This is a genomic window from Ochrobactrum sp. BTU1 (assembly GCA_018798825.1).
Classification (GTDB): Bacteria; Pseudomonadota; Alphaproteobacteria; order Rhizobiales; family Rhizobiaceae; genus Brucella.
Map to the genome: position 1 here is coordinate 2,007,344 of CP076354.1, position 17,529 is coordinate 2,024,872.

Here is a 17,529-nt window from a genome sequence, read left to right on the forward strand (position 1 = left end):
AAGACTGAATCGTTGGAACCGCTGTAACTATTTGTTTTTACGCATTATCCGACGCAAAACCGGTTCCCACTTTTGCTGGAAATGCTATAATCCAACTCTTATGCACGCAATCCCTTGGTTGGATGCACCAATCGTCGGGTTTGTACCATAGCCATCGGCGTTGCGAGGCTTGAGGCGTCCGCTTCAAGCATCAGCTCATCGGCACCCCGTTTCGCTGAACGGGCCATGATCTCGAACACTGCCGCCGTTGTTCTTTGCAGCGCCTTTTCTTCTGAAAAGCCAGCAAGCCTGCGCGCCAGAAACACCGCCGATGTCAGATCGCCAAGGCCATTGGTCGGCCCATCGACACAACGATGTTCCGCCATCAGCGCAAGGGTTGGTGTGAGCAGAATATTGCCGATGCTACCCGCCATCAATGGAAATGCAGATGTCACCAGCATGGTCGCTGGCCCGGTATCAAGGGCTGCTTCCATCAATGCCTTGTTGTCCTCAAGCTCGACACCCGTCAGCCATGACAGCTCAAAACGATTGGGCGTTGCAATATCGGCAAGCGGCATCAGGTGATCGCGGATACCGATCGCTGTGGCCTCCGGCACGTAAAGACCTTTCTGATCGCCAATCACCGGATCGCAAAGGTAAAGCGCATTGGGATTGCGCTCCTTCACCTTTTTAACCAGTCCCGCCACGGCTTTCGCCTGTTCGGGGTTACCCAGATAGCCGGTGAGGATAGCGCCCACTTCGCCAAGCCATGGCGCGCGCTCAAGATCCTGCATCAGTGTTGCAAATTCCTGCGCGGGCGGCACAATACGCCCTGCAGGACCATGGCCCGGATGCCATGGCAATACCACCGTCGGCACAGCCCAAACGGGAAACCCGAGCGTTTCCAGAGCGAAAACGGCGGCACGGTTTCCGACAGAACCGCGAACGACATGGCTCGAGATGACAATAACGGTTGTCGCGTCCGAAGGCGCAGAAAGCGTCATGTTAAACCTGGCTTTGCATGAGATAAGAAATGAGCCAGACGATAATCGCCAGCGTGATGATGAGTCCAAGTCCGCGTCCGATGCGGGTGGCCCAGAGTTCGATAGGATCGTTCTCCGGTGCATCATTGGCAGCAAGATGGCTTGCAGTACGGGAAAGCCCACGACGCACAATACCCTCGGGGCCGGTCTGCTCCCGCTCCAGTCGTTCAAGAATGCGTTGAGCCTCGTCCTGGCGCTCGCGCCCCGGACTGCCGCCCTCGCCTATGCCCGCCTGATGGCGCTCACCCATAATCTGCCTGCCCTCAAGAAAAGACTCGTTTCCCGGAGACCCGAACCGGGACAGGACACAGCATCACGCCCGGATTGCAGTTCTGCAAGCAGAATATTGTCTGATCAGCCTAGTTTCACGATGAGCTTACCGAAATTGCCACCTTCCAGCATCGAAATGAAAGCCTTGGGAGCATTCTCAAGCCCCTCAACGATATCCTCGCGATAACGCACATGGCCGTCAGCAATCCATTTTGCCATTTCATGATAAAAGGCCGGGCGCTGATCGGCAAAATCACGTTGAATGAATCCGCGAATAGTCAGGCTTTTGGTCAGAATATCGCGCATAAGCAACGGCAACCGATCCGGCCCGTCAAAAGCACCACTCTGATTATATTGCGCGATCAGCCCACAGACAGGCACTCTCGCAAACTGGTTGAGCAGCGGCAGAACGGCGTCCAACACCTTGCCACCGACATTCTCGAAGTACACATCGATGCCCTTTGGGCAAGCTAAAGCCAGTTCCTGCGCAAAATTATCCGAGCGATGATCGAGGGCCACATCAAACCCAAACTCGTCGATCAGCGCTTTGCACTTGTCCGCCCCGCCCGCAATACCGACCGCCCGCGCGCCTTTAAGCTTGGCAATCTGTCCAACCGCAGAACCAACCGGGCCAGTCGCGGCGGCTACCACAACTGTTTCGCCCTCTTTGGGCTGGCCGATTGTCAGCAAGCCGGAATAAGCGGTGAAGCCCGGCATTCCCATGACACCGAGCGCCGTCGTGACAGGCACCTGCTGGGGATCGAGCTTGCGCAACGTGGAAGCATCGGCAACCGCATAACTCTGCCAGCCGGAATGCGAGAGAACAAAATCGCCGGGAAGAAAGCCCGCGCTTTTGCTTTCCACCACTTCACCGACTGTTCCCCCTTCCATGACAGCACCGATATCAACGGGTGCCGCATAGGATTTGGCCGCACTCATTCGCCCGCGCATATAAGGATCGAGCGAGAGATAGCGGATTTTCAGCAGAACTTCGCCCTCGCCCGGCTGCTGGATTGCGGCCTCATCAAGCCGAAAATTCTCTGCCGTGGGCCGTCCATCGGGACGCGATGCAAGGACGATACGGTGGTTTATTTTTCCGCTCATGTGGCACTCCTGCAAAACTCGGGCTGATGACTAAGCCTGCAACATAGATGAATCGCACAGACCTTCAAACGACCGCATGGAAATCTTCATGCTTGTTTTTAACGGAGAGATGGAAACTCAGTTCCCTCCCTGTCAGCGCATTGAAAAAGAAAACCCGCCTCATGGCGGGGCATCGTGGGGCGGGGTTTCTCACTTGGCGGGAGGTATTTGACGTCACGCCCCAATGCGGAGCCAAGACGCGCAACATGAAGAAGCGTCTGGCGTCACTTCATCGTTGGGATAACGAATTCCGCACCATCCTTAACGCCATGCCGCGTGCCCGCAGCAAGGCGAGGACACGCAACATAAAGAAGCGTCTGGCGTTACTTCATCGTTGGGATAACGAATTCCGCACCATCCTTAACGCCATGCCGCGTGCCCGCAGCAAGGCGAGGACACGCAACATGAAGAAGCGTCTGGCGTTACTTCATCGTTGGGATAACGAATTCCGCACCATCCTTAACGCCAGACGGCCAGCGCGAGGTGACTGTCTTGGTTTTGGTGTAGAAGCGGAACGCATCCGGGCCGTGCTGGTTGAGATCGCCGAAGCCCGAAGCCTTCCAGCCACCAAAGGTGTAGTAAGCAATCGGAACCGGAATTGGCACATTGATACCGACCATGCCGACCTGAACGCGGCTGGCAAAATCGCGGGCTGCATCACCGTCACGGGTGAAGATAGCGACGCCATTGCCATATTCATGCTCATTCGGCAGTGCGAGGGCTTCTTCGTAGTTCTTGGCGCGAACAACCGAGAGGACCGGACCGAAGATTTCTTCCTTATAGATGCGCATGTCTGACGTCACATTGTCGAACAGACAGCCACCCATATAGAAGCCGTTTTCATAGCCCTGCATCTTGAAGCCACGACCATCGACTACGAGCTTTGCGCCTTCCTCGACACCGAGATCGACATAGCCACGAATGCGGTCGAGAGCGGCCTTGGTGACAACCGGGCCATAATCGGCCGAATTATCAGTCGAAGGGCCAATCTTCAGAGATTCAACGCGTGGGATCAGCTTTTCCATCAGACGGTTTGCGGTATCTTCACCAACCGGAACAGCAACCGAGATCGCCATGCAGCGTTCGCCAGCCGAACCGTAACCGGCACCGATCAGCGCATCCACGGTCTGATCCATATCCGCATCCGGCATGATCAGCATGTGGTTCTTGGCACCACCGAAACACTGGACGCGCTTGCCGTTCGAGCAGCCGCGACCATAGATATACTGAGCAATTGGTGTCGAGCCGACAAAGCCGATTGCCTGTACATCCTTATCGTCGAGCAGCGCATCAACTGCATCCTTGTCGCCGTTGACGACGTTGAAAATGCCAGCCGGAAGACCTGCTTCCATGAACAGTTCGGCCAGACGCATCGGCACGCCCGGATCGCGTTCAGATGGCTTCAGCACGAAGGCATTGCCGCAGGCAATCGCTGGGCCAGCTTTCCAGAGCGGGATCATGGCAGGGAAGTTGAACGGCGTGATACCGGCAACAACACCAAGCGGCTGACGCATCGAATAGGTGTCGATGCCCGTACCTGCATTGTCGGTGAATTCGCCCTTCAGCATATGAGCGGAACCGAGGCAGACTTCCACCACTTCCAGACCGCGCTGAATGTCGCCCTTGGCGTCAGCAATCGTCTTGCCGTGCTCGCGGGCCAGCAGTTCTGCAAGGCTGTCATATTCAGCTTCGACGAGTTCAAGGAACTTGCGCAGAATGCGAACGCGACGCTGCGGGTTGGTTGCAGCCCATGCTGGCTGAGCCGCCTTAGCGTTTTCGACCGCTGCACGTACTTCATCTTTCGTGGCGAGTGCCACAGTGCCCTGAACCGTGCCGTCAAGCGGCTGAAAAATATCAGCCGTACGACCGCTTTTGCCGGCTACATGCTTGCCGCCAATGAAATGTCCTACAGTACGCATCGGAATGCCTCCCAGCTGTGGTGTTCAATAAGGCGACACTAAGAGCCACCTTCTTCAAACACATCCTGACTCTGCAAATTCACAATTGCAAGTCGCTGAAAAGCGTATCCGTTGTGCATTTTTTATAGTACGGTCTTCCGAAGAATACGCTTGAGCAGAGAGTGCCATGAACTGGGATGATATTCGGATATTTCTGGCCGTTGCGCGTTCGGGGCAAATTCTGGGAGCGGCCAAAAGATTAGGCATCAACCACACCACGGTGGCACGTCGCCTGACAGCGCTTGAAGCCGCACTCTCGACAACACTTCTGACACGCCGCACCAATGGCTCGACACTGACGCAGGCGGGTGAAGAGTTTCTTCTGGCGGCTGAACGTATGGAAGCGGAAATGCTTTCAGCCCGTGCGCAGGTTGGCAATGCCGATGTTGCTGTGTCCGGCACGGTGCGTATCGGCGCCCCCGATGGTTTTGGCGTTAATTTTCTGGCCCCCAGACTGGCACGGCTCACACAGCAATACCCAGACCTGACTATTCAATTGGTGCCGGTGCCGCGCTCGTTTTCGTTGTCACGGCGCGAGGCGGATATCGCCATCACTGTGGAACGCCCCGAGCAAGGCAGGCTGATTGCCCGCAGGCTGGTGGATTATACGCTCGGTCTTTATGCCCATCGCAGCTATCTCGAAGAGCATGGCACGCCGCAAACGACTGAAGAACTGAGTGGCCACAGACTGATTGGCTATGTTGAAGACCTCGTGGTCAACCCGTCGCTTGCCTATGCCGCGGAAATCAGCCGTGACTGGAAACCGGATTTCGAAGTATCGAGTGCGCTGGGTCAGGTGGAAGCGGTGCGGGCCGGTGCTGGCATCGGCATTCTTCATGCGTTCATCGCACGCGCCGATCCCGATCTCGTGCCGCTCTTTCCAGATCGCACAATCCGCCGTGCCTATTGGCTCACATATCATGAATCCGCACGCACACTTCGCCGCGTGACCGCTGTTTCAGCGCTGATTTCGGAACTGGTCGAGAACGAGAAATCGCTGTTTAGCTAAAGCAGTTCCAGCAAAAATGTGAACCGGTTTTGCGTTCGGAAATGCGATAAAAACAAGCCGCTCTATCGCGCTTTCCAGTAGATCACCATCACGACAACAATCATGATTGCCGGAATAAACAGCGCATCAAGACCAACGAAATAATGCGCCAGACCACCGCAGACAGCGCCAACCATCAGCGAGAACCAGACCGCGAAATGCTGCAACCAGCGCCAGCGCGGAACCTCGCCACGCAATGATCCGGCAAGATCAGCGGCAGAATTGAACAATGTGCCTGTCACGTAAGTCACGCCAAGCCGCGCAGAACCTATGGGCTGCACGGCCGCATTCTGTGCGCCCATGGCAGCTGCAAGCAGCAGCACAGGATGGACCAGCGCAAGCCCTTCGCGGCGCAAGATACTCACCAGCAGCAACACAATCACTACGCTCGCCATCACCGCGAGGCTTCCATCCTTGCGATAGGCTCTTACCACCAGCGTGCCAAGAAACGCGCCGACAAAGAACAGAGCGATCAATGCAGCTGGCAGCCATATGACGACGTTGCCCATCACGTCGGGCTGACCAGCGATGGCAATGCCAAGCTGCGTGGTGTTGCCACTCATGAAGGATGCGAAAAAGCCTCCCAGTTCAAGAAAGGCAATTGCATCAACGAAACCTGCCGAGGCCGTAAGAGCCAGCCCCGGCGACAGCTGAGAATTCGGTGTCATGTGTCAGGACTTTGAAAAGGAACAGCCCGGTTTTTAGCGCGTCCCGAAAAATGTGAAACGGTTTTCGGGAAGGATGCGCGCCAAAACAAATATTGAGATGCGCCGATCTGATTTAATCAGATCGAAACGCGATCAAAAAACCGGGCCACTACAAAAAATGAAATACGCGATCAAACGCGTTTGACGATCCGCAGAATAATCAGAAGTATCGCCGCGCCGATGAAGGCATTGATGATCGCGGCGATAATACCGCCGCCAACCGAGAAGCCCAGACGAGGCAGCAACCAGCCCGCAAAGAAGGCACCGATCACGCCAACGATGATATTGCCGATGAGGCCGAAACCACCACCCTGCACCACCTTGCCAGCAAGCCAACCGGCAATCAGACCAACGAAAAGGAATACAAGAAGACTCATTCCGTCCATAAACAATTCTCCCTCTCAGAACGCGCCCGCGACGCCTCTGAGACGAGTTGACATGATGTTGCCCCGCTAGACAAGGGGGCTGACGAATTATGGCGCGAGATGCCGGAAAGCGCTCACGACCTCTTCATAGACCTTACGCTTGAAAGGCACGATCAATTCAGGAAGCTCCTGCATTGGCTTCCACGCCCATTCCTCAAACTCTGCTGTATGACCACCGGGCGGCGGATTGATTGCAATCTCACTTTCATCGCCTTCAAAGCGATAGGCGAACCATTTCTGGGTCTGACCGCGATATTTGCCCTTAAGCGCCTGTCCGACAAGACGCGCTGGCAGATCGTAATTGATCCAGTTCGGCGCTTCTTCAAGCAGCGACACCGACTTCATGCCGGTTTCTTCGTAAAGCTCACGCAGCGACGCAACTGCCGGATCTTCGCCCTTATCGATACCGCCCTGCGGCATCTGCCAGAGCTGTGTTGCGCCATCCATTTCGTCGCCCGGAATAACAATGCGTCGCCCGGCCCAGACAAGACCGGCCTTGTTGAGAACCATCAACCCCACGCAAGGGCGATAGGGCAAGCTTTCAGGATCGACGGGGCCTTTGTGCTTCGACATGATATCTCCGTGTAATCGCAAATGTTTTCACAACTGATATGCGGCAGAACATACAGTTTCAATGTTATTGAACTGCGACAAAAGAAAACGCGGGAGCCTGAACTCCCGCGTTTGATGTTTCCATCGCCTTCAAAGACAGATCAGTTCAGAACGCTCTTCTTCGGATCTGGTGGGAAGGCAGCATTAGCCTCTTCACCGCGCAGAAGCTTCAGCGCTTCATTGAGCTGAACGTCATCCTTGGTCTCAAGCGGCACATAAGCGGCCGAACCCGAACCGGCATCGTCTTCCTCATTGCCCTTGATGTGGCCTTTGAGCTCAGACTCACCACGAACGACATCTTCACCACGCAGTTCTGGTGGCAGCGGCTGTTCAACCTTGATGTCTGGCGTGATGCCCTTGCCCTGGATCGACTTGCCCGATGGCGTGTAATAGAGCGCCGTCGTCAGACGCAGCGATCCGTTTTCGCCAAGCGGGATAATGGTCTGGACAGAGCCCTTCCCGAAGGACTGCGTGCCAAGCACGGTCGCACGGCGATGATCCTGCAGCGCACCCGCGACGATTTCCGACGCACTGGCCGAACCGCCATTGATGAGCACGATCACCGGCTTGCCATCAGCCAGATCACCCTTGCGCGCATCAAAGCGCGTCACATCCTGCGGATCACGACCACGGGTCGAAACGATTTCGCCCTTGTCGAGGAAGGTATCGGAAACAGCGACAGCCTGATCGAGCAGACCACCCGGGTTGAGGCGCAGGTCAAGCACATAGCCCTTGAGCTTATCGCCAGGGAGCTTTTCCTGAATGTCCTTGATCGCCTTCTTGAGGTCATCGGAGGTCTGTTCGGTGAAGGAAATCACACGCAAATAGCCGACATCATTCTCGACGCGAGAACGAACGGCCTTAACCTTGATCACAGCACGGTCGATCTTGAGCGTGATCGGCTTGTCTGCGCCCTGACGAATAAGTGTCAGCTCGATTGGCGAACCAACTTCACCGCGCATCTTTTCAACCGCATCGCTGAGGCTGAGGCCACGAACTTCCTGACCATCGATCTTACTGATCAGATCGCCTGCGAGGACACCAGCTTTGGAGGCTGGCGTATCATCGATTGGCGCAATGACCTTAACCAGATCGTTGTCCATGGTGACTTCAATACCAAGACCGCCAAACTCACCCTTGGTCTGCACGCGCATATCCTGCGCTGCTTCCGGGTTGAGGTAGGATGAATGCGGGTCAAGCGACGTCAACATGCCGTTGATGGCGCTTTCCGTCAGCTTCTTGTCATCTGGCGGCGTCACATATTGCTGGCGCACGCGCTCAAAAATATCACCGAAGAGAGCCAGGTCCTTATAGACATCGCTATCTTTCCCCGCTGCGGCAAAAGCAGTGGAGGCAGGCGCGCCCTGAACCATCACCATGGCTGACGCCCCCATCAGGGCCCCGGCGAACAGCAGCGACAGTTTACGTATCATTTTGTGTCCTTCCAGAAAGCCGCTCGGACCACCACGGGGCCGGATCAACGGGTTTTCCATCTTTTCGAAACTCAATGTAAAGCAATGGCGCGCCATTGCCCACCTCAATCGGTGCAACACTTGCGAGAAGTTTTTCACCCATTGCGCCGACAGGTTCACCCGCCAACACAAACTGACCTTGCGCCACATCGATTCGGCCCATGCCAGCCATCACGATATGATATCCGCCGCCAGCGTCCAGGATCAAGAGCTGCCCATAAGATCTGAATGTACCTGCGTATAGTACAACGCCATCGGAAGGTGACGTAATCGTGGCAGCGGGCAAGGTTTCAACCACCTGCCCCATCATGTTGCCACCGACACCGTCTTTTTCGTTAAAATGCCGGAGAGTCTTGCCTGCAGCAGGCAATCCAAGCTTTCCTTGCAGCGATGCAAAATCAATCTGCGCGTGCAGACGGTTCTCGTCAGGCGTTGCTTCTCCAGCCTTTTCCTGCGCTTTTGCAAGGCGATCAGCTTCCGCTTTACGTGCAGCCTCGGCAGCATCGCGCACACCAGCCATCTGCTCATCCAGCCCGTCAATCAGCTCTTTGAGACTGCCTGCTCTGTCAGCAAGTTCTTCCGAACGCTTGCGCTGCGCTAGGATTTCCTGCTCGGACTGGGCCTGCAACTTCTTCTTTTCTTCAAGAAGAAGTGATTGACGCTTTTGCTCTTCGGCCTGTGCTGTGCGTGTTTCCTTGAGCTTGTCCTGCTCTTGAGCGATGGAGGCGACCACGCGCTGCATATCTTTCAGATCGCCGGTCAGCTCTTCCACCTGTTCGCGCATTTCCGGCACAACGGCGCCAAGCAGCACAGCGCTGCGCACCGATGCCAATGCATCGTCGGGCCGCACGAGAATAGCCGGCGGCGGGTTCAACCCCATGCGCTGCAATGCAGCCAGCACCTCTGCCAAAACGCTTCGGCGCGCGCGCAATGAATTGCGAATGCCGTCTTCCTGCTCGCGCAAGGAAACCAGCTTGTCGGCACTATCGGCAATATCCTGCTGCAACTTCTTGTCTGTCTTTGCAGACTGGATAAGCGCTGCCGTAATCGTTGCCTGATCTTTCTTAAGGTTGGCTACCTCGTCTTCGAGCTGTTTAAGCTTGTCGCTTGATACAGAGAGTTCGGTGCTGAGCTGCTCATATTCACTTGCCGCCTTGTCGCGCTGCTGCTGGATTCCTTCTTGCGCAAAAGCCAGCGTTGCGCCTGACATAAGTGCAGTCGCAACAAGGCCAGCCCGCATCAAGGCAGGCAGCAAAGACTTTTTTGAAAGGCGAAAAGGACTCATGGCGCGCTATATCAGAAAGAAACAAGGCCAAAACTAGCCGCAGAGCATTAAGGAATTGTTAGCCATAGTAGCGCCGACGATAATTTCAGTGCTAGGCAGAATATGCCGTCAGTTTCATTGTGGGTCGAATATATGGAAGCGGGATCTGCATAGATGACTTCAGAAGTTCGCGTAGGGGCATCCGACTGGCGCCAGGGGCGCGGTTATATTCATACCTATATCTGCGAGAAAATCGCTTCAACGACGGTTGGAAATCGTTGCGATATCCTCATGATACTCCACGAATTGGGGCTGGAAATTACCGGACAGACCATCGACAGCGTAAGCGTTATCAACCCGCAAACGGGCAATCGCTTTACGCTGAGAGGTAAGATCTACCATGAGAATTGGACCCGCACAGTCTCGTAAATAACCAGCAGTAAATCTCGCTCACGGCGCCAGATCAGGATAGCTCTGTACATATTCGTGCATTTCACGCCGATAACGCCAGACAGCGCGTGCGCGGTGTTTCCAGAGGTCGCGGCGTGGCTGTTTCCATGGCTTTTCCGGACCATGGAAATGCACGATGATATCCGGCACGGATTTGCTTTCTTCAGCATCGCCACCAAGTCGGGCAATGTGGCGCCGTTGCCTCGCGGCCTGTCTCCACGACGAATTATAAGCCGGGTTGAGCAAATGCACGCGATCCCGAAAGACATTGTTGAGATGGTCCTGATCGCCCAACGGGCAGGCAGAAGCACGAACCAGATCATGCATGGCCCGGTGCAGTTCAGGCTCTGCACGGATGGCATCGGTATCAAGCAGAAGAACACCGGAGTTGAAGTAGCGCGATATATCGCTTTGCTGCATCAGTCCCTGCAACTCACGGACACGGGGCATACATTTTTCGCGCACCTTGAGATTGCGAGCAGACCATTTCGCCACAACGCAATCGCGCACCGCCCCAACCGGACACCCATTGAGATTAAGCGCGAAAAGTGGGGCGACGTCGCCCACTACCTGCGTATCGCCATCAATATAGAGAACACGACCTGAAATTCTGGTCGGAATATGCAAACGCCCCATTGATGCGGCAGAGATATAGGCCGTTGGCCCTTTTGCCCCGTCCAAATCATCCTGGGTAAGAGCAAGGCAATTCAGCGTGACTGCAGGATTTTTGGAAGCGACCCGATGCACTGCCTCCCAATCCTCGTCCCTTAATCCGTCACCCCAGAAATGAATGATACCCGGGACAGACAAGTGGCGCAGAACGCCCCACATCGCCACCAGAGTTGGCTTGAGAAAACCACGATCAGTCACGAATGCGATCTGTGGCAGCGTTTTATTCGTCGATGAAAGCGACATGCAATTCTTCAAATGATGCACAAGGCAGTTACAAAACCCGACCCGGCGCATCAACTATTGGAAGAACATGAAATAATTAGGATCGGTGATAAGGATGTCCCGCAAGAATTGTTGCGGCCCGATATAATTGCTCAGCAATCAATATGCGGGCTATCTGGTGCGGCCATGTCAGCTCTCCCAGAGCGAGAACCAGATCGGCGCGCGAACGCAAAGCAGGATCGTGCCCATCCGGGCCGCCAATGGCGACAATCAGCTGGCGCTTGCCATCATCACGCATCCGGCCGATGCGTTCAGCAAAAGCTTCCGAGCCGAGCGCCTTGCCGCGCTCGTCGAGCAGGATAAGAGCAGCACCATTATCGAGAGCTTCATTGATGCGCTGTGCTTCTTCGGCCTTACGCAGTTCAGCCGTCTGTCCACGACTTTCGGGGATTTCGCTCACACCGGCGAATTCAAGCCCAAGCGACGGCCCCGCCTTGGAAAAACGGTCGAAATAACGCTCGACCAACTCCCGCTCGGGGCCGGCTTTCATCCGGCCCACGGCCATAACACTCACACGCATCACGTCCTCTTTACGACTTAGAGCGCATTTCGATCAGATCGGCGCTCTAACTCTTTCTTTTAACGCGCATCTCTATCCGAAAACCGTTTCACACGTTTCGGATGCGCTCAAATCAGTGCACCGTTCCCGATGCGCGCTGATCTTCGAAATCGTCGTTGATCCAGATTTTTTCCAGATTGTAGAAATCACGGATTTCCGGACGGAAAATATGGACGACGATATCGCCTGTATCGATGAGAACCCAATCACCGCCCTCGAGTCCTTCGACCCGCATATCCTTGCAGCCCATTTCACGAAGAGCCTGCAAAAGATGGTCAGCGACAGCCGTCACATGACGATGCGAACGACCAGACGCGACGATCATATAATCGCCGATCGAAGATCTTCCGCGGATGTCGATGGGGATAATGGATTCTGCTTTGGAGTTTTCGAGACTGGCCAAAGCCGCGTCGAAGGCCTGGGACACGAAAGCTGTTTCGTTCATCCCGACCGGTGAAGGCGCGTGGTGAGCCTTCTTCTCAATTGCTGTTCTCAGTGTAGTTCCTTTCCGACAAGAACAACGCAGTACGGCATTCATAAGCACCGTACATACCTAAGATAGGCAGAGTCCCTGTATTCTTTCAAGAGTCTTGAATGGCTTACACCATTCACTTTTTCAATTTCTGTTTGCGGAGTGCGGTTGATGAGAGCGAAGATCGCGGTCCGTGAATGAAGGTCCAGGCCGGTGGTGTACGCCGCGCAAGGAGCGGGGCGTAATGTTCATCTAGCCGGCTATCGGAAAATGTTTGCGCCATGCGTGACGATAAATAAGCCAAGGTCGAACCTGGCCTGTCGATGACAGCAATTGGGAAATTCTGCGCAATCTCCCGCCAGCGCTGCCAGCGATGGAAGGAAGCGAGATTGTCCGCCCCCATAACCCAGACGAAATGCACACCGGGATTGGCCTTGCGGATCAGCGCCAGAGTGTCGGCTGTGTAGCGCACGTCAAAAGCGGCTTCCAGCGCCGTCACCTTGATGCGCGGATCGCTTGCCACATGCTCGCTGAGCTCCAGACGTTCAGCAAGCGGGGCAAGTTCGCGCTTATCCTTCAGCGGATTGCCGGGCGTCACCATCCACCAGAGCTGATCAAGCTTCAGCCGCCGAATGGCGATTTCAGCGACCAGCGCATGACCACCATGCGGTGGGTTGAACGAGCCGCCAAACAGGCCGACCGTCATGCCCTTTTCGACATGCGGCATACGCAAATATTGCGCATCAACGTCCGGATAACTCGCCTTTAATGCGGAAAGCCCGAAGCCGAACTTCATCAGCCTCTAACCTGTCCGTTTCCACGAACACGATATTTGAAAGAGGTCAGTTGTTCGACACCAACCGGCCCGCGCGCATGCATCTTGCCGGTAGCAATGCCAATTTCCGCCCCCATGCCGAACTCGCCACCATCTGCAAACTGCGTCGAGGCATTGTGCAGAAGAATGGCAGAGTCGATCTCGTTGAAGAAGCGCGCAACAACATCCGCATCCTCAGCTACAACAGCTTCTGTGTGGTGGGAGGAGTAACGGTTGATATGCTCAATCGCACCCGAGACGCCATCAACCAGCGCCACTGAAATGATCGCATCCAGATATTCGGTCGACCAATCTTCTTCCGTAGCAGGCGTGGCGGTTGCATAAAGTGCTATGACTTCATCGCTGCCGCGAATTTCGCAGCCCTTGGCAGCCAGATCTTCAAGAACCGGCACCAGATGCGTTTGAGCCACCGCGCGATCCACAAGCAAGGTTTCGGTCGCACCGCAAATACCGGTGCGGCGCATCTTTGCGTTCACAGCAATCGCACGCGCCATATCGAGATCAGCGGACTTGTCGATATAGAGATGACAAATGCCTTCAAGATGCGCGAAAACCGGCACCCGCGCTTCCGATTGCACGCGCGCAACGAGGCTTTTGCCGCCCCGTGGCACGATCACGTCAATCGCGCCATTCAGACCTTTGAGCATTTCGCCAACTGCCGCACGGTCAGTAACCGGAACGATCTGGATAGCATCGGCAGGCAATTGAGCTGCCTCCAGTCCCGCAACCAGTGCCTTGTGAATAGCAGCCGACGAATGTGCAGAATCTGAACCACCACGCAGGATGACCGCATTGCCAGCCTTAAGGCATAGCGCGCCAGCATCTGCCGTCACATTGGGACGGCTTTCATAGATCACGCCGATGACACCCAATGGCGTACGAACGCGCTCGATATGGAGACCATTCGGACGATCCCACTCGGCAATCACTTCACCGACTGGATCATTCAATTCAGCAATAGCGCGAATGCCGTCGGCGATTGCCTGAATGCGATTGTCATCGAGTGTCAGCCGATCAACAAACGAAGCCGCCATCCCGCTTTCCGCAGCATTCGCAAGATCGAGCTTGTTGGCTTCAAGAATGGCATCTTTGCTTGTGAGGATGCTATCTGCTGCAGCAAGCAGGGCTTTGTTTTTCTGTTGAGGCGAAGCGATGGAAAGCGGAGCCGCTGCCTGTCTGGCTTTACGACCAACTTCTGCCATGATGGCTGCGATGTCAGTTCCGGCGTCCACTTTGTTCAACATCCTCTTCCCCTTATGCTTCTTCCGTCTCGCTAGAGCGCCGTGCGCCCTTCCGGGCGCACAAAGGTCGCTCTAAAACTTTATATTTACAGCATAATTTTACCTTAAACTGATTCAAGTTTAAGGAATTATGCTGTAGTGGTTACACCCCGTACCACCAGATCATTGCGATGGATCATTGCAGCGCGCGCATCATAGCCAAGAATGGCGCTGATCTCATCGCTTTTGTGCCCGGCAATTTTGCGCGCATCTTCCGCATCATAAGCAATCAGACCGCGCGCGATTTCACGGCCGTCCTCGTTGAGAACCGCAACCGTGTCGCCACGCTCAAACTGGCCTTCAATCTCTTTCACACCCGCAGGCAATAGCGACTTGCCGGATTTCAGCGCCTTGACTGCACCAGCATCGACACGCAAACGACCAGCAGGTTCGAGATTGCCGGAAATCCACGTCTTCCATGCATTTACCGGAGCACGCGCTGGCTCAAACAATGTCGCGCGTTCGCCCCGATCAATGGCCGAAAGCGGCCCCATACGTGTGCCGGAGGTGATAATCATCGCAGTGCCTGCCGCATTGGCTATCTTGCCGGCGTCAAGTTTGGTCTTCATGCCACCGCGTGAAAGCTCTGATGCCGCAGCACCCGCCATCGCCTCAATCTGAGGTGTGATTGTTGTAACGAGCGGCAGAAACTGTGCGTTCGGGTCTTTATGCGGCGGTGCCGTGTAAAGGCCGTCAATATCCGAAAGCAGAATAAGAAGGTCTGCACCCATCATGGTTGCAACACGGGCTGCGAGACGATCATTATCGCCATAACGGATTTCAGTCGTCGCAACCGTATCATTCTCGTTGATGATCGGCACTGCGCCGAGCTTCAGAAGCGTTTCAATCGTCGCGCGCGCATTGAGATAACGGCGACGCTCTTCCGTATCCGAAAGTGTCACGAGAATCTGACCTGACTTGAGGTCGTGGCCACCGAGCACATCGGCATAGGCTTTCGCAAGCGCGATCTGTCCGGCGGCAGCTGCTGCCTGACTTTCTTCAAGCTTGAGCGATTTCTTGGGCAGACCAAGAACCGTGCGTCCAAGAGCGATAGCGCCGGATGAAACAACCAGAACTTCGACGCCCGCATGATGGAGCGCCGCAACGTCCTGACCCAGGCTCTCAAGCCAATTTTGCTTGAGACCAGTTGAGCGGTCCACCAGAAGGGCTGATCCGATTTTGATAACGATGCGGCGATAGTCTTTGAGTTGTTTCAACATGCCTTCATTCCCTCGCCGCATTCTCAAGCGCATGCCGAAAAGCGTGAAGCGGTTTTCGGACAAGATGCGCGACCAAATAAAACCCTATGCTTATTCGTCTTCAGCAGTACCGGCTTCAACGGCCCGGCTCTGATCAATAACCGCAGCCAGCTGGCGTAGCGCATCGTTCAAGCCTTCATGGCTGACCGCTGAAAGCAGCAGCGGATCGCGCCCGCAAGCCTTCTTCAGCGCCTTCACCTTTTCCTTGCGTGCATCCGGATCAAGCGTATCGATCTGCGACAGCGCCACGATTTCCGTCTTGTCCGCAAGGCCATGCTCATAGGCCTCCAGTTCACCGCGAATGACGGTGTAAGCTTTCGCAACATCTTCTTCCTGCGCCGACACCAGATGCAGAAGCACGCGGGTACGCTCGACGTGGCCCAGGAAGCGATCACCAAGGCCAATGCCTTCACTGGCGCCTTCAATCAGGCCCGGAATGTCAGCGATGACAAATTCACGCGCATCGACGCGCGCGACACCGAGGTTGGGGTGCAGTGTCGTGAAAGGATAATCCGCAATCTTGGGCTTTGCAGCCGTCACACTTGCCAGAAAGGTCGATTTGCCCGCATTCGGAAGGCCGACCAGACCAGCATCAGCAATCAGCTTGAGCCGCAGCCAAAGTGTACGCTCAATACCGTCCTGACCCGGATTGGCGCGACGTGGCGCGCGATTGGTAGAGGTCGTAAAATGCAGATTGCCAAAGCCGCCATTACCACCCTTGGCCAGACGATAACGCTGACCAATTTCGGTGATGTCACAGATCAGCGTTTCATCATCTTCTTCAAAAATCTGCGTGCCAACCGGCACTTTGAGGATGACATCATCGCCCTTGCCGCCGGTCATGTTGCGGCCCATGCCATGCATACCGGTCTTGGCCCGGAAGTGTTGCTGATAGCGATAATCAATCAGCGTGTTGAGGCCATTGACGGCTTCCACCCAGACGTCGCCACCGCGCCCGCCATCACCGCCATCAGGGCCACCGAATTCAAGAAACTTCTCGCGGCGGAACGACACGGCCCCCGCCCCGCCATTACCGGAGCGGATATAGATCTTGGCCTGATCGAGAAATTTCATTGAACCTTACCTCTTACGACGCAATAGAACTTGACTTGGGTGCGTCTTAAACTTTGGGATTGCGCGCAATCTCGCGCAATCCGATTTGCAATTACAGCAAAACCCGTGTCCTGCAAACAGCAGAAACATAAGGTTTTCAGCCTAAATTCAGTTTCCACGCAGGATCACTGAAATCAATATAGAGCAGTTCCTGATCCAGATACTGACCCTGCACATAAAGCGACTTCGGCTCAACACCATAGGATTTGAAACCAAGCTCATAATAGATGCGCTTCGCAGGCTCATTGGTTGCCACGACTTTCGCATCCAGTATCACGACGTGCTCAGCCGCGTGTTCGATAATCTGCCCAACAAGCGCCCTGCCAAGTCGCAAGCCACGCGCTTCCGGCGCGACATAGACACTGACCAGAGTGCCACGATGGCGCTCGGACCTGCGTTCATGGCGGAACAAGCCGGCGATACCCATCAGGTTTTCACCATCAAAGGCACCGAAAATGACATTGCCGTTCACTTGCTCCAGACGGCGTGCAAACACGCTGTCGGAATAGGCATTTTCTTCTTCAAAGGTCGACCCAAAAGCTTGCGGCGCGAGCTGCAATGCAGACAAGCGGATCGCGCGAAACCGGTGCAGGTCTCCCTTATCCAGTGCGCGAACAACAACCCTTTCACGGGCGACAGCGTAAATATCGTTCATTATATTCCCCGATGATTATCGGTCCTGCGAT

General features: G+C 55.2%; 19 protein-coding genes. 2 read left to right on the forward strand and 17 right to left on the reverse strand.

Annotated elements, in window-relative coordinates; all coding sequences use genetic code 11:
• Positions 1 to 98 precede the first annotated feature (98 nt).
• From pdxY to KMS41_09710, 4 genes are all read right to left on the reverse strand, one after another.
• A complete protein-coding gene (pdxY, locus tag KMS41_09695) occupies positions 99 to 983 on the reverse strand; it encodes a pyridoxal kinase PdxY (GenBank protein ID QWK77354.1) in 885 nt (294 codons plus the stop codon).
• 1 nt (position 984) lies between these two features.
• On the reverse strand, positions 985 to 1,272 hold the full coding sequence (locus KMS41_09700; GenBank protein ID QWK77355.1) for a hypothetical protein: 288 nt from the start codon (positions 1,270 to 1,272) through the stop codon (positions 985 to 987).
• Between the two features lie 104 nt (positions 1,273 to 1,376).
• Positions 1,377 to 2,396 (reverse strand): NADP-dependent oxidoreductase, encoded by a 1,020-nt coding sequence (locus tag KMS41_09705; protein ID QWK77356.1) that lies wholly within the window; start codon positions 2,394 to 2,396, stop codon positions 1,377 to 1,379.
• A 461-nt stretch (positions 2,397 to 2,857) separates the two neighbouring features.
• Positions 2,858 to 4,354, reverse strand: coding sequence for a CoA-acylating methylmalonate-semialdehyde dehydrogenase (locus KMS41_09710; protein QWK77357.1), 1,497 nt, complete (start codon positions 4,352 to 4,354; stop codon positions 2,858 to 2,860).
• A gap of 166 nt (positions 4,355 to 4,520) precedes the next feature.
• On the opposite strand from KMS41_09710, the gene KMS41_09715 reads away from it, so the two are divergent.
• The gene (locus KMS41_09715; GenBank protein ID QWK77358.1) at positions 4,521 to 5,402 is read left to right on the forward strand and encodes a LysR family transcriptional regulator; all 882 of its coding nucleotides are present in this window, start codon (positions 4,521 to 4,523) and stop codon (positions 5,400 to 5,402) included.
• A 62-nt stretch (positions 5,403 to 5,464) separates the two neighbouring features.
• Here the strand turns inward: KMS41_09715 and KMS41_09720 are convergent, their stop codons facing one another.
• The 5 genes from KMS41_09720 to KMS41_09740 form a co-directional block, all read right to left on the reverse strand.
• The gene (locus KMS41_09720; protein ID QWK77359.1) at positions 5,465 to 6,109 is read right to left on the reverse strand and encodes a DUF1275 domain-containing protein; all 645 of its coding nucleotides are present in this window, start codon (positions 6,107 to 6,109) and stop codon (positions 5,465 to 5,467) included.
• Positions 6,110 to 6,279: 170 nt separating this feature from the next.
• On the reverse strand, positions 6,280 to 6,534 hold the full coding sequence (locus KMS41_09725) for a GlsB/YeaQ/YmgE family stress response membrane protein (protein ID QWK77360.1): 255 nt from the start codon (positions 6,532 to 6,534) through the stop codon (positions 6,280 to 6,282).
• Between the two features lie 87 nt (positions 6,535 to 6,621).
• Positions 6,622 to 7,146 carry an RNA pyrophosphohydrolase gene (locus tag KMS41_09730; protein ID QWK77361.1) on the reverse strand — a complete coding sequence of 175 codons (525 nt, stop codon included), beginning with the start codon at positions 7,144 to 7,146 and terminating at the stop codon, positions 6,622 to 6,624.
• Positions 7,147 to 7,286: 140 nt separating this feature from the next.
• On the reverse strand, positions 7,287 to 8,618 hold the full coding sequence (locus KMS41_09735; protein ID QWK77362.1) for a S41 family peptidase: 1,332 nt from the start codon (positions 8,616 to 8,618) through the stop codon (positions 7,287 to 7,289).
• Entirely contained in the window at positions 8,608 to 9,942 is a 1,335-nt protein-coding gene (locus tag KMS41_09740; protein QWK77363.1) for a murein hydrolase activator EnvC, read from the reverse strand. The genes KMS41_09735 and KMS41_09740 overlap by 11 nt, the downstream gene beginning before the upstream one ends.
• 153 nt (positions 9,943 to 10,095) lie before the next feature.
• Between KMS41_09740 and KMS41_09745 the strand changes: the two genes are divergently transcribed.
• On the forward strand, positions 10,096 to 10,350 hold the full coding sequence (locus KMS41_09745) for a hypothetical protein (protein ID QWK77364.1): 255 nt from the start codon (positions 10,096 to 10,098) through the stop codon (positions 10,348 to 10,350).
• Between the two features lie 21 nt (positions 10,351 to 10,371).
• On the opposite strand, the gene KMS41_09750 is transcribed toward KMS41_09745, so the two are convergent.
• The 8 genes from KMS41_09750 to KMS41_09785 all read right to left on the reverse strand — a co-directional run bounded on the left by KMS41_09750 (position 10,372) and on the right by KMS41_09785 (position 17,498).
• Positions 10,372 to 11,286 (reverse strand): hypothetical protein, encoded by a 915-nt coding sequence (locus tag KMS41_09750; GenBank protein QWK77365.1) that lies wholly within the window; start codon positions 11,284 to 11,286, stop codon positions 10,372 to 10,374.
• Between the two features lie 76 nt (positions 11,287 to 11,362).
• Positions 11,363 to 11,845: a 23S rRNA (pseudouridine(1915)-N(3))-methyltransferase RlmH gene (gene rlmH / locus KMS41_09755; protein QWK77366.1), complete on the reverse strand. Its 483-nt coding sequence runs from the start codon at positions 11,843 to 11,845 to the stop codon at positions 11,363 to 11,365.
• A 112-nt stretch (positions 11,846 to 11,957) separates the two neighbouring features.
• Positions 11,958 to 12,329 (reverse strand): ribosome silencing factor, encoded by a 372-nt coding sequence (rsfS, locus tag KMS41_09760; protein QWK77367.1) that lies wholly within the window; start codon positions 12,327 to 12,329, stop codon positions 11,958 to 11,960.
• 163 nt (positions 12,330 to 12,492) lie between these two features.
• Positions 12,493 to 13,152 (reverse strand): nicotinate-nucleotide adenylyltransferase, encoded by a 660-nt coding sequence (locus KMS41_09765; GenBank protein ID QWK77368.1) that lies wholly within the window; start codon positions 13,150 to 13,152, stop codon positions 12,493 to 12,495.
• A complete protein-coding gene (locus tag KMS41_09770; GenBank protein ID QWK77369.1) occupies positions 13,152 to 14,435 on the reverse strand; it encodes a glutamate-5-semialdehyde dehydrogenase in 1,284 nt (427 codons plus the stop codon). The genes KMS41_09765 and KMS41_09770 overlap by 1 nt, the downstream gene beginning before the upstream one ends.
• A 125-nt stretch (positions 14,436 to 14,560) precedes the next feature.
• On the reverse strand, positions 14,561 to 15,691 hold the full coding sequence (locus KMS41_09775; GenBank protein QWK77370.1) for a glutamate 5-kinase: 1,131 nt from the start codon (positions 15,689 to 15,691) through the stop codon (positions 14,561 to 14,563).
• Between the two features lie 90 nt (positions 15,692 to 15,781).
• A complete protein-coding gene (gene obgE, locus KMS41_09780) occupies positions 15,782 to 16,804 on the reverse strand; it encodes a GTPase ObgE (protein QWK77371.1) in 1,023 nt (340 codons plus the stop codon).
• Positions 16,805 to 16,940: 136 nt separating this feature from the next.
• Positions 16,941 to 17,498 carry a GNAT family N-acetyltransferase gene (locus KMS41_09785; GenBank protein ID QWK77372.1) on the reverse strand — a complete coding sequence of 186 codons (558 nt, stop codon included), beginning with the start codon at positions 17,496 to 17,498 and terminating at the stop codon, positions 16,941 to 16,943.
• Positions 17,499 to 17,529 lie beyond the last annotated feature (31 nt).